20 protein-coding genes and 1 pseudogene are annotated in these 23,579 nt (G+C 70.7%); 8 read left to right on the forward strand and 13 right to left on the reverse strand.

Translation table 11 applies throughout. From position 1 onward, the window contains the following. Positions 1 to 11 precede the first annotated feature (11 nt). Together SAM23877_RS34420 and SAM23877_RS34425 are read left to right on the forward strand one after the other, a co-directional pair. Positions 12 to 851, forward strand: a complete 840-nt coding sequence (locus tag SAM23877_RS34420) for a carbohydrate ABC transporter permease (protein WP_053141700.1) — start codon at positions 12 to 14, stop codon at positions 849 to 851. Positions 852 to 906: 55 nt separating this feature from the next. Next, complete coding sequence (locus SAM23877_RS34425) at positions 907 to 2,262, forward strand: GH1 family beta-glucosidase (protein WP_053141702.1); 1,356 nt, start codon at positions 907 to 909, stop codon at positions 2,260 to 2,262. A 416-nt stretch (positions 2,263 to 2,678) separates the two neighbouring features. Here SAM23877_RS34425 and SAM23877_RS34430 read toward each other — a convergent pair whose 3' ends face one another. Beyond that, the gene (locus SAM23877_RS34430) at positions 2,679 to 3,131 is read right to left on the reverse strand and encodes an Rrf2 family transcriptional regulator (RefSeq protein WP_053141704.1); all 453 of its coding nucleotides are present in this window, start codon (positions 3,129 to 3,131) and stop codon (positions 2,679 to 2,681) included. Between the two features lie 131 nt (positions 3,132 to 3,262). Between SAM23877_RS34430 and SAM23877_RS34435 the strand changes: the two genes are divergently transcribed. After that, positions 3,263 to 4,012: an SDR family NAD(P)-dependent oxidoreductase gene (locus SAM23877_RS34435; RefSeq protein WP_053141706.1), complete on the forward strand. Its 750-nt coding sequence runs from the start codon at positions 3,263 to 3,265 to the stop codon at positions 4,010 to 4,012. A gap of 30 nt (positions 4,013 to 4,042) precedes the next feature. Here the strand turns inward: SAM23877_RS34435 and SAM23877_RS34440 are convergent, their stop codons facing one another. Beyond that, positions 4,043 to 5,485: a serine hydrolase domain-containing protein gene (locus SAM23877_RS34440; RefSeq protein ID WP_053141708.1), complete on the reverse strand. Its 1,443-nt coding sequence runs from the start codon at positions 5,483 to 5,485 to the stop codon at positions 4,043 to 4,045. A 152-nt stretch (positions 5,486 to 5,637) separates the two neighbouring features. Here SAM23877_RS34440 and SAM23877_RS34445 point away from each other — a divergent pair, with 152 nt between their 5' ends. Beyond that, positions 5,638 to 6,348 carry a TetR/AcrR family transcriptional regulator gene (locus SAM23877_RS34445; RefSeq protein ID WP_053141711.1) on the forward strand — a complete coding sequence of 237 codons (711 nt, stop codon included), beginning with the start codon at positions 5,638 to 5,640 and terminating at the stop codon, positions 6,346 to 6,348. 397 nt (positions 6,349 to 6,745) lie between these two features. Here the strand turns inward: SAM23877_RS34445 and SAM23877_RS34450 are convergent, their stop codons facing one another. Continuing rightward, entirely contained in the window at positions 6,746 to 9,079 is a 2,334-nt protein-coding gene (locus SAM23877_RS34450; protein ID WP_425314794.1) for a ricin-type beta-trefoil lectin domain protein, read from the reverse strand. A 438-nt stretch (positions 9,080 to 9,517) separates the two neighbouring features. Here SAM23877_RS34450 and SAM23877_RS34455 point away from each other — a divergent pair, with 438 nt between their 5' ends. Then, positions 9,518 to 10,150 (forward strand): NADPH-dependent F420 reductase, encoded by a 633-nt coding sequence (locus tag SAM23877_RS34455; RefSeq protein WP_053141713.1) that lies wholly within the window; start codon positions 9,518 to 9,520, stop codon positions 10,148 to 10,150. 154 nt (positions 10,151 to 10,304) lie between these two features. On the opposite strand, the gene SAM23877_RS34460 is transcribed toward SAM23877_RS34455, so the two are convergent. From SAM23877_RS34460 to SAM23877_RS34495, 8 genes are all read right to left on the reverse strand, one after another. Next, the gene (locus tag SAM23877_RS34460) at positions 10,305 to 11,837 is read right to left on the reverse strand and encodes an FAD-dependent oxidoreductase (protein ID WP_053141714.1); all 1,533 of its coding nucleotides are present in this window, start codon (positions 11,835 to 11,837) and stop codon (positions 10,305 to 10,307) included. A 23-nt stretch (positions 11,838 to 11,860) separates the two neighbouring features. Further along, entirely contained in the window at positions 11,861 to 12,775 is a 915-nt protein-coding gene (locus SAM23877_RS34465; RefSeq protein ID WP_053141716.1) for an AurF N-oxygenase family protein, read from the reverse strand. Between the two features lie 608 nt (positions 12,776 to 13,383). Beyond that, entirely contained in the window at positions 13,384 to 14,745 is a 1,362-nt protein-coding gene (locus tag SAM23877_RS34470; RefSeq protein ID WP_053143155.1) for a lanthionine synthetase C family protein, read from the reverse strand. Between the two features lie 34 nt (positions 14,746 to 14,779). After that, complete coding sequence (locus SAM23877_RS34475) at positions 14,780 to 17,917, reverse strand: lantibiotic dehydratase (RefSeq protein WP_053141718.1); 3,138 nt, start codon at positions 17,915 to 17,917, stop codon at positions 14,780 to 14,782. An 85-nt stretch (positions 17,918 to 18,002) separates the two neighbouring features. Further along, the gene (lanA, locus tag SAM23877_RS36835; RefSeq protein ID WP_063484126.1) at positions 18,003 to 18,164 is read right to left on the reverse strand and encodes an SCO0268 family class II lanthipeptide; all 162 of its coding nucleotides are present in this window, start codon (positions 18,162 to 18,164) and stop codon (positions 18,003 to 18,005) included. A 752-nt stretch (positions 18,165 to 18,916) separates the two neighbouring features. Beyond that, complete coding sequence (locus tag SAM23877_RS34485) at positions 18,917 to 19,120, reverse strand: hypothetical protein (RefSeq protein ID WP_053141722.1); 204 nt, start codon at positions 19,118 to 19,120, stop codon at positions 18,917 to 18,919. Next, positions 19,121 to 19,624, reverse strand: coding sequence for a GNAT family N-acetyltransferase (locus SAM23877_RS34490; protein ID WP_053141725.1), 504 nt, complete (start codon positions 19,622 to 19,624; stop codon positions 19,121 to 19,123). Between the two features lie 155 nt (positions 19,625 to 19,779). Then, a complete protein-coding gene (locus SAM23877_RS34495) occupies positions 19,780 to 20,220 on the reverse strand; it encodes a hypothetical protein (RefSeq protein ID WP_053143157.1) in 441 nt (146 codons plus the stop codon). A 199-nt stretch (positions 20,221 to 20,419) separates the two neighbouring features. Here SAM23877_RS34495 and SAM23877_RS34500 point away from each other — a divergent pair, with 199 nt between their 5' ends. Both SAM23877_RS34500 and SAM23877_RS34505 read left to right on the forward strand, forming a co-directional pair. Continuing rightward, positions 20,420 to 21,007: a hypothetical protein gene (locus SAM23877_RS34500; protein ID WP_053141726.1), complete on the forward strand. Its 588-nt coding sequence runs from the start codon at positions 20,420 to 20,422 to the stop codon at positions 21,005 to 21,007. Positions 21,008 to 21,052: 45 nt separating this feature from the next. Then, a pseudogene (locus SAM23877_RS34505) lies at positions 21,053 to 21,430 on the forward strand (GNAT family N-acetyltransferase); the annotation flags it as partial. 176 nt (positions 21,431 to 21,606) lie between these two features. Here SAM23877_RS34505 and SAM23877_RS34510 read toward each other — a convergent pair. Next, the gene (locus SAM23877_RS34510; protein WP_079030861.1) at positions 21,607 to 22,149 is read right to left on the reverse strand and encodes a GNAT family N-acetyltransferase; all 543 of its coding nucleotides are present in this window, start codon (positions 22,147 to 22,149) and stop codon (positions 21,607 to 21,609) included. 220 nt (positions 22,150 to 22,369) lie between these two features. On the opposite strand from SAM23877_RS34510, the gene SAM23877_RS34515 reads away from it, so the two are divergent. Then, on the forward strand, positions 22,370 to 22,912 hold the full coding sequence (locus SAM23877_RS34515; RefSeq protein WP_174532275.1) for an MOSC domain-containing protein: 543 nt from the start codon (positions 22,370 to 22,372) through the stop codon (positions 22,910 to 22,912). Between the two features lie 151 nt (positions 22,913 to 23,063). Here SAM23877_RS34515 and SAM23877_RS34520 read toward each other — a convergent pair whose 3' ends face one another. After that, positions 23,064 to 23,441 (reverse strand): STAS domain-containing protein, encoded by a 378-nt coding sequence (locus tag SAM23877_RS34520; RefSeq protein ID WP_079030598.1) that lies wholly within the window; start codon positions 23,439 to 23,441, stop codon positions 23,064 to 23,066. Between the last annotated feature and the right edge of the window lie 138 nt (positions 23,442 to 23,579).

Genomic DNA, 23,579 nt, shown 5'->3' on the forward strand with positions numbered 1-23,579 from the left:
CCCGTTCCCCGATGGCCGCCCCGCGGTCCTTCCTGTGGAGCCGCCGCGTCTTCCTGACGCTCCTCACGGTCTTCGTCCTGCTGCCGGTCTACGTGATGGTCTCCAGCTCGCTGAAGCCGCTGGAGGACGTGTCGGGCAAGTTCGAGTGGATTCCCTCGGGCCTCACCGTCCGCCCGTACTTCGACATCTGGGAGACGGTCCCGCTCGCCGACTACTTCATGAACTCGCTGATCGTGGCGGGCGCGGCCACGGTCTGCTCCGTCACCATCGCCGTGTTCGCGGCCTACGCGGTCAGCCGGTACTCCTTCCGCGGCAAGCGCCTCTTCACGGTGACCGTGCTGTCGACCCAGATGTTCCCCGGCATCCTCTTCCTGCTGCCGCTGTTCCTCATCTACGTCAACATCGGCAACGCCACCGGCATCGCCCTGTTCGGCTCCCGCGGCGGCCTGATCCTCACGTACCTCACCTTCTCGCTGCCGTTCTCCATCTGGATGCTGATCGGCTACTTCGACTCCGTCCCCAGGGACCTCGACGAGGCGGCCAAGGTGGACGGCTGCGGACCGATCGGCGCCCTCTTCCGGGTCATCGTGCCCGCCGCGATCCCCGGCATCGTCGCCGTGGCCGTCTACGCCTTCATGACGGCCTGGGGCGAAGTGCTCTTCGCCTCCGTCATGACCAACGACACCACCCGCACGCTGGCGGTCGGCCTCCAGGGCTACTCCACCCAGAACGACGTGTACTGGAACCAGGTCATGGCCGCCTCACTCGTCGTCAGCCTTCCCGTCGTCGCCGGCTTCCTGCTCCTCCAGCGCTACCTCGTCACCGGCCTCACCGCCGGCGCCGTCAAGTAGACCCGCCCGCACCCGCGCCCCCGCCCCGCACCCGAGACCCCCCGAGAGGCCCTCTGTGTCCGATTCGCTTGACCTCGCCGCCTTCCCCGCCGACTTCACCTGGGGCACGGCCACCTCCGCCTACCAGATCGAGGGCGCCGTCGCCGAGGACGGCAGGGCACCGTCGATCTGGGACACGTTCTCCCACACCCCGGGAAAGATCGACAACGACGACCACGGCGACGTGGCCTGCGACCACTACCACCGGTGGCCCGAGGACATCGCCCTGATGAAGCGGCTCGGCGCCGACGCCTACCGCCTGTCCGTCGCCTGGCCCCGAGTCGTGCCCGGCGGCGACGGGCCGGTCAACGCGGCCGGACTCGACTTCTACGACCGGCTCGTCGACGGCCTCCTCGACGCGGGCATCACCCCCAACGTCACCCTCTACCACTGGGACCTTCCCCAGGCGCTCCAGGACCGCGGTGGCTGGACCGCGCGCGAGACCGCGGAACACCTCGCCGAGTACGCCTCCGTGGTGGCCGGCCGCCTCGGCGACCGCGTCACCCAGTGGGCCACGCTGAACGAACCCCTGTGCTCCGGCTGGATCGGCCACCTGGAGGGCCGGATGGCCCCCGGCCTGACCGACCTGACCGCCGCCGTGCACGCCTCGTACCACCTTCTCCTCGCGCACGGCCTCGCCACCCGGGCGATCCGGGCGGCGGCACCGGGCGCACAGATCGGCCTCGTCACCAACCACTCCACCATCGAGGCCGCCTCGACCCGCCCGGAAGACCTCGCGGCGGCCACCCGCATGGACGGCCACACCAACCGCTGGTGGCTCGACCCGGTCTACGGCCGGGGCTTCCCCGCCGACATGCGCGAGCTGTACGGCGTGGAGCTGCCCGAACGCCCCGGCGACCTGGACACGATCGCCGCGCCCCTCGACTGGCACGGCCTCAACTACTACTTCCCGGCCACCGTCACCGACGATCCCCAGGGCCCCGTGCCGTACGCCCGAGAGGTCCGGCTGCCCGACGTACCGCGCACCGGCATGGACTGGCAGATCGACGCGGGCGGCCTGGAGGCCCTGCTGCTGCGCCTGACCGACGACTACGGGGTGCGCAAGCTGTACGTCACCGAGAACGGCTCGGCGTTCCCGGACGCCGTCAGCCCCGACGGCGAGGTCCACGACCCGGACCGGGCCCGCTACCTGGAACAGCACGTGGGCGCCTGCGCCAGGGCGGTCCGCAAGGGCGCACCCCTGGCCGGCTACTACGCGTGGTCCCTGCTCGACAACTTCGAGTGGGCCTACGGCTACGACAAGCGTTTCGGCCTCGTCCACGTCGACTACGCGACGCAGGCCCGCACCGTCAAGACCAGTGGCAGGCGGTACGCGGACATCATCCGCGCCCACCGACAGTCCCACGCCTGACCGCACCGGGACCGGGACGGCGCCGTCGTCGGCCCTGTCGTCGGCCACCGAGAGGAGAGGCCGGCCGCCAGGGCCTGGTCGTCTCGCACACTCGCCCGGTGACACCGGCCCCCGCGGACTGGCCGCGGGGGCTTCCCGGTGCGACCGCGATGAGCACGGGCGCCTTCGCCGTGAAGAGTCCCGACAAGGCCGGTGGCGGTACCTGCCTGTCCAGGAGCGCCTTGCGGGGCGCCGGCATGTCGAGGTCCGTCATCAGCCGGAAGGCGAAGAACGACATCGGCGTGGTCGCGGTCCACGCCCTGGTGGACGGGTCAAGCTTCTCGCCGGCCTCGCGGCAGCCCCCGGCCGGCCGACGGAGTCCACCGACCGTCCGCGTCAGGGCTTGCTCTCGGGTGCCGGGCCGCGCGGAACAGACGTCAGGGCGTGACGGGAGGCCGGCGGGGTGCCGCGAGTACGTCCCGGAGCACGTTCGCGAGCGTGACGCGGGCCAGTTCGTCTCTCAGGGTCTTCTCGATGCCCTCGTAGATGTTCTGCATCGCCGGCTGGATGCCGTGCCCCACCACGCATTCCTGGTCCGGGGTGGTGCGGTGCATGGCGAACAGCGGGCCCGGTTCCACCGCCTCGTACACGTCGAGAAGGGTCATCGACTCCAGCTCGCGTGCCAGCGACCAGCCCGCGCCCACGCCCCGCCGGGACTCCACGAGCCCGGCCTTGCGCAGCTCGCCGAGCAGCCGTCTGATCACCACGGGGTTGGTGTTCGCGCTGGTCGCGATCTGCTCGGAGGTGGCGACCTCATGGCCTCGGCGCTGGTAGAGGCCGATCCAGGCCAGCGCGTGGGCGGCGATGGTCAGTCTGCTGTTGGCGCTCACGGACTCCTCCTCTCGACCGCAACGCTTCATGTTACGACAGCGTAGTCGTAACAGAGATGGTTGCGACGAGTTGTCGTAACCATTACTGTTGCGACTGCGGGGAAGAAGAACCAGACAACGAGGTGAGAAGAATGAGCAAGCCACTCACGGGCAAAGTCGCCCTGGTCACCGGGGGGTCGCGCGGACTGGGAGCCGCGACCGTACGGCTGCTGGCCGAACAGGGCGCCGACGTCGCCTTCACCTACGTCAGCTCCGAGAAGCAGGCGCGGGCCGTCGTCGACGAGGTGCACGGCAAGGGAGCCAAGGCCGTCGCCCTCCAGTCCGACCAGGCGGACACGAGCCGGGCGCCGGCACTGATCGACGACGTGGTGGCGCACTTCGGCGGCCTGGACATCCTCGTCAACAACGCGGCGATCTCCGCGGCCGGCGCGGTGGACGACCCGGACGCCGACACCGCCGCGCTGGACCGGATGCACGCCACCAACTACCTCGGCGTGATCGCCGTCATCCGGGCCGCCGCCCGAGTGCTGCGCCCGGGCGGCCGCGTCATCACGGTGAGTTCCGGACTGGGCACCCGGGTCGGCGCCCCGGGCCTCGCCGACTACTCGGCGACCAAGTCCGGGATCGAGAGGTACACCATGGGCGTCGCACGCGACCTCGGGCCCCGGAACATCACGGCCAACGTCGTGGAGGCCGGACTGATGGAGGGCGGCATGCAACCGCCGGACGCCGAGACCCTCAAGCTCCTGGTCGGCTCGCTGTCCCTGCAACGCATGGGGCACCCCGACGAAATCGCCGCGGCCATCGCCTTCCTGGCGAGCCCCGCCGCGTCGTACGTCACGGGCGCGGTGCTGGACGCCCACGGCGGCTACAACGCCTGAACCCGAACGTCGGCCGGCCGGCGCGGTCCGTCAGCCGGTCTTGGGGGCGCAGCGCATGCCGACGTAGACGCAGCGTGTGCCGTCGGGCAGGGCGGAGAAGATCACCGGTGTGTAGTCCGTACTGAAGGCTGAACCCACACCCGTGCCGGCGAAGGCCGTTTCAGTGACCGGCAGCAGGTCGATCTGCAGGGGCTCCGAGAGGTCCTTCATGCCGTCGACGAACTCGTAGAGTGCGTGCCCGGCGCCGTCCTCCTCGGTCACCGTGATGACCACGCCCTCGCGCCGGTACGTGCCGACGAGCGGACCCCAGTCCACCACGGGGGGCGTGGCCGACGGGGCGAAGGGCTCCGGCATGGCCACCCCTGCCAGATCGGCGAGAAGCTCGCGGTAGAGGGCTGCGTACACCTCACGCGCGCCGCCGCCGTTGGTGAGCAGCGCGACGGCGACGCCGGCCGACGGCACCACGCGCAGGTAGCCGTACTGCCCGATGGAGGCGCCGTCGTGACCGTATCCCTTGACGCCGTTCCAGTCGTACAAGGTCCAGCCCAGACCCCAACCGTCCGAGCTGACCGTCCATTTGTCAGGGCAGTCCACCTCCCGGCGTTGCATCAGGGCCACTGCCGCCTCGGAGAGCACGCGGGTGCCGTCCTCGGCCACGCCGCCGGCAAGGTGCATCCGCGCAAGCCGGGCGAGGTCGCCCGCCGTGGCGATGACCCTGCCGTAAGGGCCCGCCGACCGCGGCATCATGTCCCACTCCGGCGCTGGTGCCGGCTCCTGGCCCGGCTCGCCCAGGTGCCCCATGGCCGCGCGGAAGCGCAGCGCCTCTTCGGGCAGGGTCATGGTGTGGGTGAGACCGAGCGGGGTCAGCAGCAGGTCCTTGAGAGCTGCGTCCCACGTCTTGCCGGTCACCACCTCGACGATCCGGCCGAGCACGTTGTAGCCGACGCTGCTGTACGAGATCGCACTGCCGGGCGGGCAGTCGAGCGCAACGTCTTTCGTGGCCTCGACGTACTTGGCGAGGCAGTCGTCGCCGCGCCCGCTGTCGTGATTGAAGTCGCAGGTGAGCCCGCTGGTGTGGCTGAGCAGTCGACGGGTGGAGATCATCGCGGTCGCTCCGGGGTCACCGATGGAGAAGTCCGGCAACACGTCCGTGACCGGTGCGTCCAGATCGAGTCGGCCGGACTCGATGAGCTGCATCACCAGGGTGGCCGTGTAGATCTTGGCTATCGAGCCCATCTGGAAGACCGAGTCGGTCGTCGTCTCCACGTTGGTGCCGCGGTGCAGGACGCCGCTCGCCCATTCGTGGACGGTCCCGTCGACGAGGACGGCCAGGGACGCTCCCGGCACGTGGTGCTGGGAGCAGAGCTGGTCGAGGCGAGCCTGCCACCGGGCGAGATCCAGCTTTCGCCCGGCCGAGTTCCGGGCTCCCCACGTCCCTTCGACGCTCCAATTGCCGTGTTCGTCAAAACTCATACCGTTCAGCACGGCTGACCCCCTTGGTGGCGTACGACGTTCTCTCGATGCGCACACTGTACGCATCAGAGATCAGCGTTCGCAAGCGGCGTACAGTGTCGGCTACGGTGAGGGACGACAAACAGCAGACCGACCGATGGGAGTTGGCGCGTATGCCCGCCGACGCGAAGCCGATCACCTCCGTGTGGGCGCGTCCGCATCGCCCGCAGAGAGAGCAGCTGACGCGGGAGCAGATCGTGGCCGCGACGATCGAGCTGCTGGACGCGGAGGGTGTCGAGGCGCTCAGCATGCGCAAACTCGGCACCCGCCTGAAGGCCGGGGCCACTTCCCTCTACCGGCATGTCGCCAATCGGGACGAGCTGATCCAGCTGGCCGTGGACGACGTGTTCGGTGAGCTGGGCCCGCCGGCCGCCGCCACCCGCAGGACATGGCGCACGTCCGTCGCCCGCGCCGCCACCGAGCTGCGGGCACTCGTCCTGCGCCACCCCTGGGTCGGTCCGGAACTCGGCCAGGTCGGGCTACTCCACGTCGGCCCGAACGCCGTCCGTATGACATCGGGTCTGCTCGCTCAGTTCCAGGCGGCCGGTTTCCCCGAGGGTGAGGAGGACCAGGCGGCGGGGGCGCTCATGTCCTACGTCGTCGGGATCGCCACCAGCGAGGCCGCGTACCTTTCCCTGGTCACCCGCAGTGGTGTTTCCGAGCGCGACTGGCTGTCGGACCACAGTTCGAACTTCGGGGAGGAGGTGGACCCGAGGCAGGTCCGTGAGGACCGCTTCGCGTACGGGCTCGACCGGATCCTCGACGGGCTCGCCAGTCGGCTCCCGCCGGGCGAGGACTCTGGGGCTCGCCGCACCGGGCGGTGACATGGCGACAACCGTTCCGCTCGGCCGACCGTAGCGACGAGCGTGCGACGGAGACCCGCTGGCTGCGATGAGCCGGGCGCGGCTTCGGCATCCCGCGGGTCGGCGGTCGGGGGCCACGGAACACGGCTGTTCGCCGGGGCTCGCACACCTGAGAGTCCGTTCGGATCACCCCGCCGTCACGACCGTCCGGCTCACACCGCCGTCGCGTCCGTCGTGAGGGCGCGGTCGATCTGTGCGGGGGACAGGGCGTGCTCGATCGCCAGGATGCCCGCGCCGAGCACGCCCGCGTTCTCGCCGATCCGCCCCGACACCGAACAGGCGGGCCCCCGGCTCCCGTGGGGAGATGCCGGGGCCCGCCTTCGGCGCTGCCACCCGCAGGGTGGTGCCGGCCTGATCGTCAGGGCAGTTGCCACTTCTGGTTGGCTCCGGTGTGGCAGGCCCACAGGTGGACCGGGGTGCCGTCGTTCCAGGTGCCGCCGGAGGCGTCGAGGCACTTGCCGGACTGCGGGTTGCGTACCGTGCCGTCGGCCTGCGGTTGCCAGGTCTGTGCGCCGCTGCCGTTGCAGGTCCACAACTGGATCTTCGTGCCGTCGGTGCTGCCGCCGTCCGACACGTCCAGGCACTTGCTCAGGGCTCGTACGGTTCCGTCGCCGGGCAGCGTCCACTGCTGGGCGCCGGTGCTGTTGCAGGTCCACAGCTGGATCTTCGTGCCGTCGGCCGTCTGGGAGTTGTCGACGTCCAGGCACTTGCCGTTGACGCCCTTCACCTCACCGGTCCCGGACGCTGCCCCCGGCAGTCTGTTGAGCGTGTACCAGGCTTCGGTGCTCCAGAGCGTTTCGCCGCCGGCCGAGCTGAAGGGGCGGGGAGAGCGGACGTGGACCACGCGGTCGGCCTTGAGGCCCGGGATGGCGAGGGTGACGGTCCTGCGGTCGGCGGAGAGCGTGGCCGACTGCGCGGTGAGCGCCTCCTCGTCGACCTTGGGGCCGCCGTAGTCGGCGGTCGGCACGTAGCGCCACTGCTTGATCTTGTAGTGGCCGGCCAGTTCGTTCGCCGTGTCCGTCGACAGGGGCTGGGTGTACTCCAGCTCGAAGCCGCCCGGTACGGCGCGCATGGCGCGGATGTCGAAGGCGTTGGCGCCGTTGGGGGTCAGCTTCTGCAGACCGTAGGTGAGCTTGCCCTCCTGGCCCCAGTTGCCGCCCGCGCCCAGCCCGCCGGCGTAGAGCGCGCCGTCCGGACCGACGCTGATCCGGGTGACCCCGGCCTCCAGTCCTTGCGTGAGACGGAAGACCGCTCCTTGATACTCGCCGCCGACCTTCTCCAGGAAACCGCGCTGGATACCGCCGTAGGTCACGTCCCCGAACAGCATCTGGCCGGCGAACGGCCCGTCCTTCAGTTGCAAAGGCGTGCTGGGCGAGTTGGCGATCTCGTTCTGCGGGAGCCACAGCACCGGCTTGGTCACCGGCTGGGAGTCGAAGGGCCCGTCCGGGTTGGTGTGGTGGTTGAAGAATCGGCCCTGCTTGATGTGCACGAGCTTGGACGAGGGGAGCCAGCCGCCCTGGTTGTCGGTGACGAACATGCCACCCTCGGGGCCCCAGCCGATGCCGTTCGGGGTGCGCAGCCCACCGGCGACGTAGGAGACCTGGCCCGTCGCCTTGTTCACCTTGATGGTGGTGCCGCGGTTCGCGGCGGGCTGCGGGTCCGTGGTGGCGCCGCCGTAGTTGATGGAGACCGACAGGTTCAGGTAGAAGAACCCGTCCTGGTAGAGCAGGCCGAAGGCGAACTCGTGGAAGTTCCCGCCGAAGGGCCAGGTCGCCACCCGCCGGTACTGGTCGGTGACCTCGTCGCCGTTGGTGTCGTTGAGCTCGGTCAGTTCGTGTTTCTGGGAGACGTAGAGCTTGCCGTCGACGTGCTTGATCCCCATCGGCTCCCTCAGGCCGGAGGCCACCTTCTTGGCGGTCACCTTGTCGGGCCCGGTGCTGCCGGTGACGTTGCTCAGCAGGTAGACCTCTCCCGCGGTGTTGTTGCTGCCTCCCCAGGTGGCCACGGCCAGGCGTCCGTCAGGGAGCCAGTCCATCGCGGAGACCTGCGGCTCGAAGCCGTTCGGCCGGAGGTTGGTGAGGGTGTAGTTGGGATGCACACCGGTCAGCGGCAGGCCGTCTCCCGGGGAGTCGGTGCCTCCCTCGCACTCCTTGCGGCCCGGAGCCGTCACGCGCACGACACCGGCGTCGGTGCTGAGCACCGAGTTCGGCACGACGCTGAAGGCCGAGGCGCCCGGCGGTTTCCAGGACAGCGTGAGCTGCTGTCCGCCGTCGCGCTCGAAGTGCTCGATGCGCAGCGAGTGAGAGCCGGCCGTCAGGTCGACCGTGGCGTCCTTGGGGTCCGGTCCGTGCAGACCGTCGTGGTTGATGACCAGTTGGTCGTCGATCCAGAGCCGGGACCCGTCGTCGCTGGTGAGCCGGAAGGTGTAGCCGCCCGACTGTGCGGCGCCGAGGTTGCCGAGGACGTGGGTGACGAAGTGGGACTCCAGGCCGAAGTCGTCGGCCGAGGACCAGTCGATCACGGGCATCAGCTTGTCGACGTTCGGCGTCTGGCCCGCCTTCAGCGTGCAGATCTCGTTCAGCGGGGCTTGCACGTCGAAGACGCGCAGCGTGACACCCGGTTCCTGCGGGGGGAGAGCCGCGGCCTCCGAGTCGTCCGCCGGAGACGGGGACGACGACAGGCCGACGGCCAGTAAGGAAGCGATGATCGTTCCGGCCAGGCGTCTGCCCAGCCGACGGGGGTACAGCCGTGGATACACGTGACCTCCTGACGGTCCCTCGGGCATGAGGAACTCGATCGGGTAAGTGGGAGATCCACCGCTGCCGGGACGCGCCGTCGTCCCGGATACGGAGGGGTGCATACGTGGGCCCAAGGGGGGCGCACGGCGTCGCACCGGACACAGTAGGGACTTCCACCGGGGCCGTCCACGCTTTGTCATGAGCGAGGGAAAAGTTCTGGCCGGTCGAGACGTCCTCCGCGCCGCGGCCGGGCACCACCGTCGGAAGCCGGCGTTCGGGTGGTCGGAAAAGCGCAAGTCTCGTACGCGGACCACAGGACTACGTCTTTGGTACCGGACCACCCGGGCCCGCGGTCCGATCCGCCGCACCCCGACTCCGCATAGCGTCACACCATGCGTATAGGACTACTCGGCACCGGCAATGTCGCCCGAGCACTGGCCCATGGCTGGAGTACCGCGGGACACGACGTGCTCCTCGGTTCACGCCGGCCCAAGGAACGAACCGACCTCGGTCTCCCCGTGGCGAGCCTGAGCGAGACGGCAGCCCACGCGGAGGCACTGGTCAACGCCACTCCGGGGGCCGTCTCCGTGGAACTGCTGCACTCCATCGGGGCGTCTGCACTGGCCGGCACCCTGCTGATCGATGTCGGGGTCGGCCTCTCCGACGACTTCACCGAGCTCTCGCACCCCAACAGCAGCCTGGGTGAACAGATCCAGGCGTCCTTCCCCCTGACGCCCGTCGTCAAGACGCTCTGCACCATGGACTCCACCGTGATGACCGCCCCGGACGGTCTCGACGGTCCGAGCACCGTCTTCCTCTCCGGCGACGACGCCGAAGCGAAGCGGACCACCGGCCGGCTGCTCACCGACCTCGGCTGGCCTCCGTCGTCCCAGCTCGACATCGGAGGCATCGTCACCGCACGCGGGCAGGAGCACTTCGCCCTGCTCTTCATGGGTATCGCGGGCGGTCTGGGGGGCCACACGTTCAACATCAACGTGGTCACCCCGTCTTCCGCCCAGGTGTAGTGATCACGACCGCTGTCAGCGCCGATCGGGCGAGGCCGCGCGCCTTCGCCCCACAGGCCTCGAGGTGTGGAGCCTCAAGGCCTATGGGGCGGGGTCCGGCCCGGGGAGTGACCCACGGCAGCCAGGTCAGCGTCCGGCCGTCACGAAGGCCGGGTCAGCGGCGGCTTCGGCGGCGTGCGAGTCGGTGGAATGCCTTCGGCCCGGGGGTCGGTGCGGGCAGTGCTCCCGAGACCGCGTCGGCCAGCAGGGTCCCGACCGTCTCCGCCGCGCAGACGCGGTTGGCGCCGATGCCTCCGGAAGGCCCCCGTTTGATCCAGCCCACCACGTACGTCCCGGCCCTTCCGATCACCCGGCCGCGCTCGTGCGGGACCGTCCCGGTCGCCTCGTCGTACGGCAGTCCCGGCTGCGGCACTCCGCGGTAGCCGATCGCCCGCAGCGCCATGCCGGCCGGAATCTCCAGCTCACCGGCTCCGCCGGCGACGCGTACGGCGCGCATGTGCGCGTCCCCGCACACTTCCACGGGCGTGGACAGGAAACGGAAGACGATGCGACGCCGCCGTCCTGTCGCGCTCGGTGGCGCGGACCAGTCGACGGTCTCCCGCGCCACGCCCCGCAGCACCGCCGCCTTGTCCTTCGGTCCGGCGGCGTCGATCACCGCCCCGATGCGCGGATCGTGGGCGTCCACGACCAGGTCCACCTCGGGAAGGTGTTTCAGGGCGAGGAGTTCGGGCCGGGTGCACGCCGCGTCGTCCGGACCTCGCCGTCCGAGCAGCACCACCTCGCGCACCTTGCTGTGCCGCAGCTCCGCCAGGGCGTGGCGCGCGATCCCCGTGTCGGCCAGTGCCTCCGGGTCGGTGACCAGGATGCGGGCGACGTCGAGGGCGACGTTGCCGTTGCCGATCACGACGACACGTTCGCTCGAGAGATCGACGGCGTCCGGTGCGACGTCCGGATGCGCGTTGTACCAGGCGACGAAGGTGGTCGCGGACAGGCTGCCCGTACGGTCCTCGCCGGGTATGCCGAGCCGCCGGTCCGTGGCAGCGCCCACGGCGTAGATCACCGCGTCGTGGTGTGCCGCGATCTCCTCGGTCGTGACGTCTCCGCCCACCTCGAGGCCGAGGTGCATGCGCACGCGCGGGTGGGTGTGGAAGCGGGCGAACGTATCGCCGATCTTCTTGGTCGCCGGGTGGTCCGGGGCCACACCGTAGCGGATCAGGCCACCGGCGGCCGGAAGCCGGTCGATGAGCGTCACCTCGGCCCGGGTGTGCAGCAGCAGGTCCTCAGCGGCGTACATGCCGGCCGGCCCGGTACCCACGATCGCGACCCGCAGTGGCCCGAAGTCCGGCGGCAGTACGCGGTCGAAGGCCGGCTCGCCCCAGGAATGGAAGTTCGGCCCGGAGGCGTTCGCCCCTGCCCCCTCCGCCTCTTCCTCGGCCTGCTCGAAGTAGGCCGCGTTCATGTCGGCGTACTCCCGCTGACCGGCGGTCAGGCTCTCGACCGGGAAGATGGCATCCACCGGGCACGCGTCGGCGCAGGCGCCGCAGTCGATGCAGGTCTTCGGGTCGATGTGCAGCATCTCGGTGCTGCCGAACGCCTGCTCCTCGGGTGTGGGGCGAATGCAGTTGACCGGGCAGACGGACACGCACGTGGCGTCGCTGCAACAGGTCTGGGTGATCGCGAAGGCCATGTCGTCCGCTCGGCTCCGGGTCGTCAGATCAGGTTGGCGCGCTGGTAGAAGAACAGCGCGGGCTTGGTGAGCAGGCCGACCGAGGTCAGGAACTCCATGAGACCCGAGCAGCTCGACCGCATCATCGACTTGTGGTGCTCGTTGGCCTTCGCCTCGCGGAGGGCGCGCTCCTCGTCCAGGCCGGCGTTCGCGTAGACCTTCCGGTTCACCATGCTGGTGACGATGACGTAGGCCGCCACGGCGATCAGGAGCGACTGGATCTGGCGCCGTGTCCGTCCGGCACGCGCGAGGTGCCTGCGCGTCTCGTCACGGGCGAACTTCATGTGCCGTGACTCCTCGACGACATGGATGTTGTTGATGGTCCGGACGAACGGCACGACCCGTTCGTCGCGCATCCAGTCGCGCTGCATGACGTCGAGGACCTCCTCGGCGACCAGGATCGCCGCGTACGCGGCCTCACCGAACGCGACGGTCTTGAAGAGCCTGCCGAGTTCGACGGCTGTCCGGTGCGGCCGGTAGGCCGGCGCCTGAAGCTTCTTCGCACCCCGCGCGAACATGATCGAGTGACGGCACTCGTCGGCGATCTCCGTGAGCGCCCACTGGAACGTGTCGCTGGTCGGGTCCTTCGCGTAGATGTCCCGCAGCACCATCTGCTGCAGGATCATCTCGAACCATATGCCGGTGCTCGCCACCGACGCCGCCTCCTGGCGCGTCAGTGCCTTGCGCTGCGCTTCGGTCATCTCGTTCCAGTACGCCGTCCCGTACAGCGTGCTCCACTCGGGGCTGGCGCCGTGGAACTCCGTGTCGAGCGGCGTCTCCCAGTCGACCTCGGTGAGCGGGTCGTACGAGAGCTGCGCGGACGAGTCGAGCAGGCGCCGGGCGATGCCGTCGTCCGGCGTGCGGCTCTTGGTCCTGGGGCGCGAAATGTTGAGGGCCATGTCGGGACTCCTCGAGTCGGGTCCGGGGGTTGCCTCGTTCTCGGCTGCCATTACTGGCGGTAACAGAGCCTTGTTGACGGACTTTATAGCAAGAGACGTCGTGTGCACACCCCCGAAAGGACAGTCGGCCGAGCCGGCACGTCCTGCGCGGCGGCCGACCCGCCCCGACGGATCCGCGCACGCACGTGGTTAGGGACCAAGTGCCCGCCCCGGCGCAGCGGATGCGCCCGCCCGTGCCCCTCTGGCCGGGTCGGGTCGTGCCACGCCGCCCGGCAGGATGAACCGGTCCAACTCGCCCGAGCCGGCCGGAAGGAACGCGCCGGTGACCGTGCGCGGTCCGCTTCGTTCATCCGGGCATGAGAGCGAAGCCTGACAAAGCGGACGCCTGTCGTGTCTACGCGCAGCCCCACCGGGCAGTGTCTACGCGCAGCCCCACCGGGCAGTGCGGAAGCAGGGCCGGGCCCGACCCGCGGACACCGTGAACGGGTCGGCACTGCCGTATCCGAGCGGCTGGTTCTGCGTGGGCCTGGCCGACCGCCGGCGCCCGGGCACGGTGCACAGGGTGGCGTTCATATTCCGCGGCACGGGCGGGTCCTGTCGCGTCCGGGCTAAGCCAGCAGCAGCGGCATGTCCCAGTCGGCCGGTGTGCCGTCCACCGCGTACGAGTCCAGGGCGAGCGCGACGCCGGCGGCCCCGTCGAGGTAGCCGGATACGTCGGACCCGAACGGCACCTTCGTCATCGTGAAACGCAGCCCGAAAGGCAGTGCCGGATCGAAGGCGGCGACGAGGTCGGCGGCGATGTCGTCGCGCAGTTCGGCCAGCCGGGGGTCCTGCCACCGTTCGTCGAGTCGGCCGAGCAAGTGCAGGGCCCCGGCCCAGCCGTGGCACAGCGCATGGTCGTCGATGCCCCAGGCCGACCGGGGAAGGACGAGCAGCCGATCCACCGAGGCGCGGGCGAGGTCCGTGAAATCCGTCCGGCCGAGCGCCTGTCCGGCCAGCTGCAGAGCGCGGGAAACCCCGGGAGTCCCGTAGCACCAGGCCGGCCACTTGGCGCTTCCGTCGTAGGCGGCAGGCCCCCGTTGCCACTGGGCGAAGGAGAGGTAGCCCGGCCAGAACAGGCCGTGCTCGTCCGTCACCGCCCAGGTCCGCAACAGTGCGGCCGTCGCCTCCATGGCCTCCTGCTGCCCCGGTACGCGCACCTTCTGCTCCCACGCCAGGGCCATCAGGGCGAGCGGCCCGGCGACGCCGTGCGAGAGGCCCAGGTTGAGATGGCCACCGGGGAACGCGGCCTCGGAGCCGACCCGTGGCGCGTCCAGGGCCCACCAGCGCGGCACGTCCGCGCCTTGGTGCTCCACGGTGCCGAGCGAGAGGCGCACGAGGTAGTCGAGCACCGCCGTCAGCGGCTCCTCACAGCTCTCCGCCCGGGCCAGCAGGTAACGGCCGACACCGGTCAGCCCGCGGACCACCTCGTAGTGCCCGATCGTCGGCAGCGGCCGGTCCTCGACGGGCGGCAGGACCGTCCGTACGAGATCGCGCTGGTAGGTGTCGAAGCGCTGGAGCGCGGAGACGTAGCCCCCGGTGGTGCGGTGAGCGAGGAGCACGGCGAACGCCAGGGCCCCCGGACCCTTGAAGATCCCGCCCGCGGCGCCGGGCCGGCCCGAGACGGCGCGGGTTCCCGCCGTGAGATACGCGTGGGCGCGTGGCACCTGCCGCGTCGTGTCCCGGGCCGCTCCCGCGAACGCGAGCGCCAGCCCGGGGCTGCCGCTGCCGAGGGTGAGCTCGGCCCAGATCGGCTCGTCCACCCCGTCGTCCGCGGCCTGGGCGGGGATACGCGTGGCCGCCATCGTGGCGGCGGGATCGGCGAGCCGGTCCAGGATCTCGGCGGAGACGGCGGCAGCACGCTCCCGGAGGTCCCGGCCGGACCGGCCGATCGGGTGCTCCCGTGTCCCGCCGTCGGTGGTCCCGTTCATCGTGTGCTCCCGCGTCCCGCCCCGGTGCTCCCGCTCATCGTCCGCTCCCTCCCTCGTGCCGCAGGCGCCCGGCATGGGTCCGCACCGCGCCCCGCAGAACCGCGTACCCGCGCGTCTCGGCCGCCCGGTCGATGCCGAACAGGCGGTTGTGCCGCATGTGCAGCAGCGACAGCAGGGCCTCGTCGCGGTCGGCCTCCGGAGCGGACAGGAGCAACTGCCCGTACGCGCGCGGCTCGGGCGACTCGGACCACAGCGCGCCGAGGGACGGCGCCCCGAGTGCTTCCGCGGCCGACGACACCGCGTTCCCCGGTCTGATCAGCCGGTCGGCCACGGCGCGGTGCCGCTGGTAGACCTCGTGCTCCGGGGTCTTGGTGAACATCCGGTCGACCCAGCCGCACCAGTCCCAGTCCCCGAGGGACTCCAGAAGGACCGCGTGCCCGAGCCCGGCGAGCACGGCGGCGGGGAGCGCCCGCGCGACGCCCCGCAGAGCGCGCAACTGCACGAGCGCCGACAGGCTGTCCGTGCGGAAGAACCGCTCGGCCGCCTCCTGCAGGGCCTCGCCTCCGTACCGGTCGCTCTCGGGCCGGTACGTGTCGAGGGTCATCGTGCGCAGGGCCCCGCGCTCGACGAGGGCCCGTGACACACGGCTGACCACGGGCAGCACCCGGCCGTTCAGCGCCGCGGGATCGCCGTGGAAACGCAGCCGCAGATGCGGCTCGGGATCCTGGTAGCGCAGGAAGAACCAGCGGTCGACCTCGTCCTCGACCTCGGCGAGCACGGCCGGAAGATGATCGACGAGCAGAGCGTCGTGGGCCGACGGCTCCGCGTACCACTTGACGAACAGCCAGTCCTCGCCCGGCAGATGGATCCGGGCCGGGGCAGGCCGGACCGGCAGGGCGGTCCGCGCCCGCGCGGTGTCTTCCGGTGCCGTACGCCCGGCGGGCCGCCGCGCCCCCGCGAGGGGCACCACGATCTCCGTGCTGTGCCCGCCGTTCCAGCCGAGCCCGGCGCCGTCGGCCGTCAGGTCCTCATAGAGGACGAACTGGGGATGTGCGGCGGTCAGTTCGGCGCGCAGCAGGCTCCGGTCCCAGGACTCGCGCAGGTCGACGGGGTACATCTGGTCGTTGCGCGCGATCTGGAGCCGGTCCGGGACGGCGAGGCGCCGTCGCCACGCGTCGAGACCCTGCTCCCACACCTCGGCGCCCTGTGCCCGGGCCGCGTCGCGCAGCCGGCGGCCCGGCAGCCAGCGCCCCGGCATCGCCACCACCCGCCCGTACCGAATGCGCGGCAGGTAGGGCAGGGCGTCATGGCCCGCCCAGTCCCAGCCCGACCACATTCGGGGCCGGGCCGCCGCGAGATCCATGAGGAACCGGGCCACCGGCGGAGCCTGTGTGTCCAGAGCCAGCATGTGCGGCAGCACCGGACGGACCGGCCGGCCGCTCTCCGGACACAGCAGCCGCAGCCCGTCGGAGCCGGCGGCGACGACCAGCGAGCGCCAGTCGAGACAGCAGGGGTCGTCCCGGTCGTCGGCGATGCCGACGGGGATGCGGTACGGCAGCAGCCGGGGCACCTGGACGATGTTGAGGCCGCGCGGCTCGTGGGGCATCAACTCCACCTGGGCCGCGATCACCGCGTCGTCGGGGTCGACGGCGGTGTCGGCGGCCAGCCGGGCGAGTTCGCCGGTGAGCCCCGCAGCCGCCGCGAACCGGCCCGCGGTGGCGCCCGCCGTCCAGGCCCCGATGTGCGGACTGCCGAGCAGCCGGAAGTCGCCGCGGTCCAGTGCGGCGGTGCTCTCGGCGAGCACCTGGAAGCAGAGTTCGAGGCTGCGCGGCGGCGCGGCCGCGGGATCGTGCCCGGCGACTTCGGCAAGTCGCCCCACGATGTCGTCGGTCAGCACCAGGTCGCCGCCGGACAGGACGGCCTCCTGCAGCAGCTCGCCGATCATCGCGCGCCTGGGGCCGTCCGCCTCGTCTCCGGGGCCGTTGCGTGCGTACACGGGCTCCGCACCGTACTCGGGGGGCAGGCCGAGTCCGCGGTGCGGGTCGACCAGCTCGCCCAACGGCACGGCGCAGGCGGTGCCGTAGCGTTCGATGAAGCGTTCGCGGTAGTCCCGCATGTACGCCAGCGTCGTCCACTCCGGGGTGATCGCCCAGATCGCGGCCGCATACCGGCACACCTCCTGGCCGACTGCCTCCGGTACGACGAACTCGCCGGGTATGTGCAGATCCACGTGCAGGGGTGGCCGGGCGTGCGCGTCGCCGTCCGTGCCGGGGACGTCGAGGCGGCGGACCTCGTCCAGGAGCTGCTGCCAGGAGTCGCCGCCCAGCCCCGGGGGGTCCTCCTGGTGCCGTGCACAGGCCGCCCGGACGTCCCGCAGCGCCTGCGCGTCGTTGGGAAGCGCCGCCTCCAGGACCGCCTCGATGCCGTCGAGCAGCTCGGCGTCGATGCGGTGCGGGGTGATCGAGGTGAGCAGGAAGCCGTGTTGCACGAGTCCGGCCAGCTGACGGTCGAGCCGTTCGGCGTCCAGCGTGGGAAAGCGTTCCGTCAGCGTGACGAGCAGCTCGGCATACGGCACCGGAGTCCGCGCCCGTTCGCGCACGGCGCCGACCAGGGCGTTGTCGCGCACGGACTGCTCCTGTCCGCCGGTGCGCAGATACAGCCGCCCGTCCCGCAGGAAGCACAGGTCATTGATTACGACGTCCACGCGCCTGCGGACGGAGGGCTCGGCGAGCCAGGCCAGTACCCGGCGGCGCAGCCACGCCCCGTCGAGCCGGACCGCGACCTCGCCGGTGCCCGGCTCCGCCTTGGCCGCGGAACCGAACCGGGCGGTGCCGACACCCGCGAACAGGCCGAACGGCGTGGGGCGCGCCCCGGCGCGGCGGGCGTACCGCGTCAGGGTCCGCGCGGCGCTCAGGGTCCGCTTGCGGCCCAGCGCGGTTGCGCCTTCGTCACTGGCCAGGCCGGCCAGGCTGCGGGCCAGCGAGCCGCTGGCGACCCGGACCGCCTGGCCGAGCAGGGGATCGGAGGCGAGCTGCCGCGCCCCGGAAACCGGCTCGGCGGCGTCGACCGTGGCCAGAGCGGCGCCGCGTGGCCGACTCGCCATGCGGACGAGCACCGGCTCCCGTACCTCGAATGCTGACGTTGCTTGCTGGGCTTCGGACTCCGCCGCCACGTGTGTGCTCCTCGCCGTCGTACGGAAGAGCGGGGCGGTTCCGGGACCGCCCCGCTCGGAAGAGCCCCGAGGGGGCCTCAGTCCGTCAGCAACAGATGGGGCAGCGCGTGCCGATCGCGTAGCTGCTGGGCGAGGTGAAGGTGCCCTGGCCGAACGACTCGGCCTGCTCCGGGAGATCGGAGACGCGCAGGTCCAGGTCGAGGTCGAGCTCGGGGGCTTCGTGGGACAGAACGATCTCGGTACGCATGCTTCTCCCTTGGGTGGTGGGGTTGCACGGACTCGAACATCCAGGGCCCCGGTCGAGGCCTGGACATGCGCAACCTTTGCTCACGCCACTGACAGTCGGTAGACGAAAACGAGCCATTGATCAAGGGCCGACAGCTGCCGAGGACGGGGCGCGGTGAAGGGGTCCGCGCGTGTGAAAGGCGGCAGCGCCGCCTGAACCACCCGAGTGCCCCGCCCTTCGGCCCAGGTCAGGGGGCATGAGCCGACCAGCCGACGATCCTCCCCGACAGTTCGACCCGCACTCCTGCGGCACGGCCGATGCCCGCACCGACCGCCGTGCCAGATCGGCCAGTTCAGCGCCTCGGGCGCACCATCGACTACCGTCTCCGCCTCAGTCTCGGGAGTGGCCCAGGGGACGCGGTGACGGCCGGCGTCGAACTACTGGGCAGCGGCCTGGCCATCGAAGGTGCTCCGGCCCTCGAAGTCCGTAGGGCCTTGCACACAGCGGGCACCCAGCTGCTGGACCGCCGGCGGGCTCACCTGGGCAGCGCGCTCCGGCTGGGTGAGGAGGAGCTGACCCGGCTCCGTCACGTGGCCGGGTTCTATGAGGCCGTCTACCGCAATGGCGTCTTCTCCCGGCGCCGTAACCTGCTCACCCTGGCCGACGCACGCACCACCCTGGCTCATCTGACCGCGGCGGTGCCCGCGTACGTGGTGGAGGACATCGCAGAGCAGTTCGAGCTTGCTGAACGGCCCTTCGCACCCTTCAGGCAGCTACCGGAGGGGCAGCGGGTGTGCGGGCCGGTGTTCGCCGGCAGCGGCGACCTGGGCGGAGCCGACGCGGACTTCATCGTCGGCGGGCTGCTCGGCGGCGCGATGACCTTCGTCGAGCCAGGTGACCGTCACGGTGAGGAGCAGGCCGGGGGAGAGGGCCACGAGGTGGCGCTTGCGCCGGTGGCCGCTGCCGGAGGCAGCCACTCACGCGGCGGGGTGCTCCGGCAGGGCGAGAAAGTCCGGCCAGGAGATCTCGCGGCCGATGAATCGCGGCTGCTCGAACGGCCAGTCGGTGGCGATCCACTGCGGCACCAGCGCGTCGAGGGCCTGCTCGACCTTGCTGCCCACCAGATCGTCCACCACCCACCATGAGATGTCGCCGTCCGCGCCGACCCTCTCCGGCGGGTCGATGTAGACGCAGCCGAGCAGGGCTGTCTCCGCCGAGTCGAACAGCGCGTAGTTGAAGGACTGGTGTGCGGCGATCTCCTTCTCGTGCCGCAACAGGTCGGCCCGGTCCGCCTCGAAGGTCATGGTGGCCGCGGGCCAGCCCCAGGCCGGGCCGTAGATGGTCCACAGCCGCTCGCGCGAGCCCATCACAGCCGGATAGTCGAGCGGGGTGTCCGCCTCCCGGATCGGCCGCAGGTGATGACCACCACCCGGCAGCGGGACCAGCACGGGGTGGACGAAGTCATCGGGAAGCCAGCTCATGGGGCCCGACCGTAGCAGCGCGCGGCCGTTCGATCCCCTGGGTTTCCCCCGAAGACCGCCGAGCCCTACCAAGCTGCCGTCCCCTCGCCCCGCTGCTGACGCGGGCGTGACTCTTCGATGCCGACGTCCGGCAGCAGCCTGCCTCGCTGCCGCGGTCAGTACGAGTCGACGCTGATCGAGTAACCGGCATCCGTGCTGAGGTCGGGACGGCTTCCATGGCCCTCTTCCGCGAGAAGCTCGGCGGTGAGGAAGACGACCCGCAGACTCATCGTCTTCCTGACGAAGCTCAGGTCGTCGGGCGCAGCGTCGGGGTCCGGGCTCCATCCGTCCTGTTGCGCTGCTGTCCGGTAATGCGCCGCCACTTCGGCCCGCGTGCCGGGAAAGGCGTACGTCCGCTCTGCGTACACCGTGACGTCGCCGCTGTCGGCCCAGCAGCCGGCGTCGACCTCCTCGAAGCCCCGGGCGACGGTGGCTCTGTCGGGCCGGGAGTCAAGGATGCCGAGGGCCGCCATCTCCTCGACCCGGGCGTCGGCCCCCTCGCAGTCCCGGGCGAGATCCGTCAGCGTGCAGCCGGTGAGTGCCGAGGCCGCGAACATGGTCGCCAGGAGGAGAGAGACAGGTCGGACGCGGACGCAGGCTGCTGTTCCCAGGGACAAGGCGGGCTCCAGGGCGTAGTCCGAGGCAGAGGACGAGTCACTCTCGGCACGGCCGGTTCTACCAGAAGCCGCTACCGTCGCATCATCCAGGGCGTGCGCCAGCCGGTCGCCTGGCCGTTGCAACGAGGTAGGTAGCGAGATGACGAGCGGCGGATCGGATGTCGACGCAGCCTTGGTGGCCCTGGCGTGGGAAAGGCTGCAGTCGGAGACACCGCCGGCCGCGGTCTGCGGTGAACTCGCCGCGCGGACGCCATGCTGGTGGGACGCGGTGCTGGCCGTCGGCCGGGCGATGGGGATTCCGGAGTCGGAGCTGCTGCGGCGCCTGCACGGCACGCCGCAACAGGTGCGGAGCGAGTTCCGCCCTGGCGAGGAGGAGCTGTACGGCGACCTGATGGCGGTGCTCGGGGTGTTCGACATCCCCAGACAGCTCGACGAGCGGGAGTCGGTGATCGCGGAGAGTCTGCGGACCGCGATGCGTGCCATGGGGGGTGTGGCGAGCGGCCACGGCCTCGGTCTCTCACGCCGCCTCGTCACGGGCGAGTTGGAGAGCGTCTTCCGTTCGCTTGCACGTTCCGGTCCGCGGGCCGACCGCGGTCGGCCCGCGGAGTTCTGGGGAGCCCTTGTGGCCGCCGGTGAACTACTCGATCCAGCGGACGGAGACGAGCGGGGGACCGTGGCACAGGCGCTCGCCGAGTGCCGGCTGCACCTGGCCAACTGCGCCCGCTAGGCGACGGGCAGGTGGGAAGAGGCCGCGCGGGCCCAGGCTTGCATCCTGCGCTCGCTGCACCTTCTGGCCATGGTGCAGGAGTTCGGCTCCACCTGCCTGGTCGCCCGGGCCGAGGACGGCATCCGCGGGTACGTCTTCGGGTTCGTCACCCCGGGCGGCACCGGGTACGTGCATCTGATCGCCACGCGGGACGATGCCCGTGGTACCGGTCTCGGGCGTCGCCTGTACACGGCGTTCGCTGAAGCAGCGGAACGCCACGGTGCACGGACGTTGAAGGCGATCACGTCGGTCGGGAACACCGGCTCGGTCGCCTTCCACCGCAGCCTCGGCTTCGACGCGACGATCGTCGACGGCTACGACGGCCCCGGCCGGGCCATGGCCGTCTTCCGCCGAGATCTGCCGCTCGAATTCCCGCGGCCCTGACCCGCCCACCATCACCGGTGCTCGTCCACCAGATCGTCAGCGGTGAGATGCGCTTCGCTCGTAGCAAAGCTTGGCTGCCCGCCGAGGTGAGCCCGGTGACAGCTGGTCGACGGCATACGGTCCCGGGTTCACACCGGTGTCCCGTGGCGGGACAGGCCCCGTCCTCATCGCTGCGATCAACGAGCGGTTGTGGCGTACTGATCCGAAGCCAACTCGAACACCCGCACTCGCCGGTCGCAGGAGGGGTTCACGGTCTCACGGACCGGATGCATGCCCAGTTTGGTCATGATCCGTTCGGAGGCGTTGTTGCCCACTTGAGCGATGCTGACGATCCGTTCCAGCCCTCGCTCCTGGAACCCGAACCGTACAGCTGCCGCAGCGGCCTCGGTGGCCAGTCCCTGCCCCCAGTGGGAACGTCCCAGCCGCCAGCCGACCTCGACCGCCGGCAGTACCTCCGGCAGGAAGTTGGGCACCGAGAGACCGGTGAACCCGGCCAGTTCGCCAGTGGACCGGATCTCCACGGCGAACAGGCCGAAGCCTTCCGACTCCCACTCGCTCTCCCATGCCTGGACCCTGCGGCGAGTCTGCTGTTCGTCAAGGACGCTGCCGTCACGGATCCACCGCATGACCTCGGGATCGGCATTGACGGCGGCCATGGGGGCAACGTCCTCCTCGCGCCAGCGACGCAGGATCAAACGGGGAGTCTCAAGAGTGACCATCGGATCATTCTGGATCGCAGATGGGCTCTCCGCCATCCTCACCAGGAAGTTCCGGTGCACGCTGTCGAGGAGAGGCCGACGGATCCGGTCGGCGGCTGTGCCCGGGTCCCAGTCGTGCGGCAGGGCCGTGCCGGTACGGGGGACAGCCTGCGGCGCCTGGCGCCGAGGGCGAGGGCTAGAGTCGTGGGTGATCCTTGTCATTGAGGAGGGGGCTCGGAGGATGAGCGGGACAGTGACAGCCGTCAGCAGCAACGGCGAGTACACGTTCACCAAGCCCAACCGGGACAGCATCACGCTGCTCGCCGGGCTTGGTGTGGAGGGCGACGTGCATGCCGGCGTGACGGTCAAGCACCGCTCACGCGTCGCGCAGGACCCCACCCAGCCGAACCTGCGCCAGGTGCACCTCATCCATGAAGAGCTCTTCGCCGAAGTCCGTGCGGCGGGATTCGAGGTGCTGCCCGGTGACCTCGGCGAGAACATCACCACCAGCGGTATCGATCTGCTGGGCCTGCCGGTCGGCACCTTGCTGCGCATCGGCGACGAGGCGGTGCTGGAGGTGACCGGCCTGCGGAACCCCTGCCTGCAGATCGACAACTTCCAGGACGGGCTGCTCAAGCAGGTCGTCGGCCGTGACGAAGCCGGCAACATCGTGCGCAAGGCAGGAATCATGAGCATCGTGAAGAACGGCGGCGTGGTGCGCCCGGGCGACACGATCAAAGTGGAGCTTCCCGGCGGGCCACACCGGCCTCTGGAGCGAGTCTGACGTCTCCACCGGGCCGGCCATGACGCGCCATCGACCGCCCGGGTTCTTGTGGCGTGAGCATCAAGCAGGCCCGCGCGGCCGTCTCACACCCAGAGGCCGATTCGTCCCTACGTCGCTGTCGCCCAACCGGTAACGGGGAAGGTCCGGCCCGTCAGGGCGTGAGAGTACCGTCGAGGGTGGAACGGCAGTCGATGACCTGGTCCACGCCGACGAGTCGCAGGACGCGCAGGACGGCGTCCGTGGGGGCGGCCAAGCGCAGCCAGCCACCGGACGCGGCGATGTCCTGGTGGGCGGCGATGAGGATGTTGATGCCGCTGGAGTCCATGAAGGTGACCTGGCGCATGTCGAGCACGATGCGGGGCCGGTCCGTGCCCGCCACGTCCAGGGCCTGCCTGAGCTGCCCTCCGGTGTCGTTGTCGATCTCCCCGGTGAGGGCCAGGACGCGGATGCCGTCGATGACGGTGGATACGGCGGACAGTCTGTCCGTCTGATCGGGGCGTCCGCTGTCCGTCGTCTGTTCCTGGGCCATGTGGGGGATCCTTGCACATCCCCGCACCGCACCTGACGGGGCCTCCGCTGCCGTGCTTCACGGAAGACGGTCCTGCCAGAAGACCGGTGCCGGATATTGGCAGGCATGGGCCGACCGTGCGTGGGTATGCGCGCGGGC

Origin of the sequence: Streptomyces ambofaciens ATCC 23877 (assembly GCF_001267885.1) — a bacterium.
GTDB classification, from domain to species: Bacteria; Actinomycetota; Actinomycetes; order Streptomycetales; family Streptomycetaceae; genus Streptomyces; species Streptomyces ambofaciens.

Bases quoted from the DNA above. Each gene is read 5' to 3' on its own strand.
- SAM23877_RS34465 (WP_053141716.1), bottom strand. From the start codon at position 12,775: ATGGCCCTCAACATTTCGCGCCCCAGGACCAAGAGCCGCACGCCGGAC.
- SAM23877_RS34470 (WP_053143155.1), bottom strand. From the start codon at position 14,745: ATGAACGGGACCACCGACGGCGGGACACGGGAGCACCCGATCGGCCGG.
- SAM23877_RS34510 (WP_079030861.1), bottom strand. From the start codon at position 22,149: ATGGTCACTCTTGAGACTCCCCGTTTGATCCTGCGTCGCTGGCGCGAG.
- SAM23877_RS34515 (WP_174532275.1), top strand. From the start codon at position 22,370: ATGAGCGGGACAGTGACAGCCGTCAGCAGCAACGGCGAGTACACGTTC.
- SAM23877_RS34500 (WP_053141726.1), top strand. From the start codon at position 20,420: ATGACGAGCGGCGGATCGGATGTCGACGCAGCCTTGGTGGCCCTGGCG.
- SAM23877_RS34460 (WP_053141714.1), bottom strand. From the start codon at position 11,837: ATGGCCTTCGCGATCACCCAGACCTGTTGCAGCGACGCCACGTGCGTG.
- SAM23877_RS34445 (WP_053141711.1), top strand. From the start codon at position 5,638: ATGCCCGCCGACGCGAAGCCGATCACCTCCGTGTGGGCGCGTCCGCAT.
- SAM23877_RS34495 (WP_053143157.1), bottom strand. From the start codon at position 20,220: ATGTTCGCGGCCTCGGCACTCACCGGCTGCACGCTGACGGATCTCGCC.
- SAM23877_RS34455 (WP_053141713.1), top strand. From the start codon at position 9,518: ATGCGTATAGGACTACTCGGCACCGGCAATGTCGCCCGAGCACTGGCC.
- SAM23877_RS34520 (WP_079030598.1), bottom strand. From the start codon at position 23,441: ATGGCCCAGGAACAGACGACGGACAGCGGACGCCCCGATCAGACGGAC.
- lanA (WP_063484126.1), bottom strand. From the start codon at position 18,164: ATGCGTACCGAGATCGTTCTGTCCCACGAAGCCCCCGAGCTCGACCTC.
- SAM23877_RS34490 (WP_053141725.1), bottom strand. From the start codon at position 19,624: ATGAGCTGGCTTCCCGATGACTTCGTCCACCCCGTGCTGGTCCCGCTG.
- SAM23877_RS34440 (WP_053141708.1), bottom strand. From the start codon at position 5,485: ATGAGTTTTGACGAACACGGCAATTGGAGCGTCGAAGGGACGTGGGGA.
- SAM23877_RS34420 (WP_053141700.1), top strand. From the start codon at position 12: ATGGCCGCCCCGCGGTCCTTCCTGTGGAGCCGCCGCGTCTTCCTGACG.
- SAM23877_RS34435 (WP_053141706.1), top strand. From the start codon at position 3,263: ATGAGCAAGCCACTCACGGGCAAAGTCGCCCTGGTCACCGGGGGGTCG.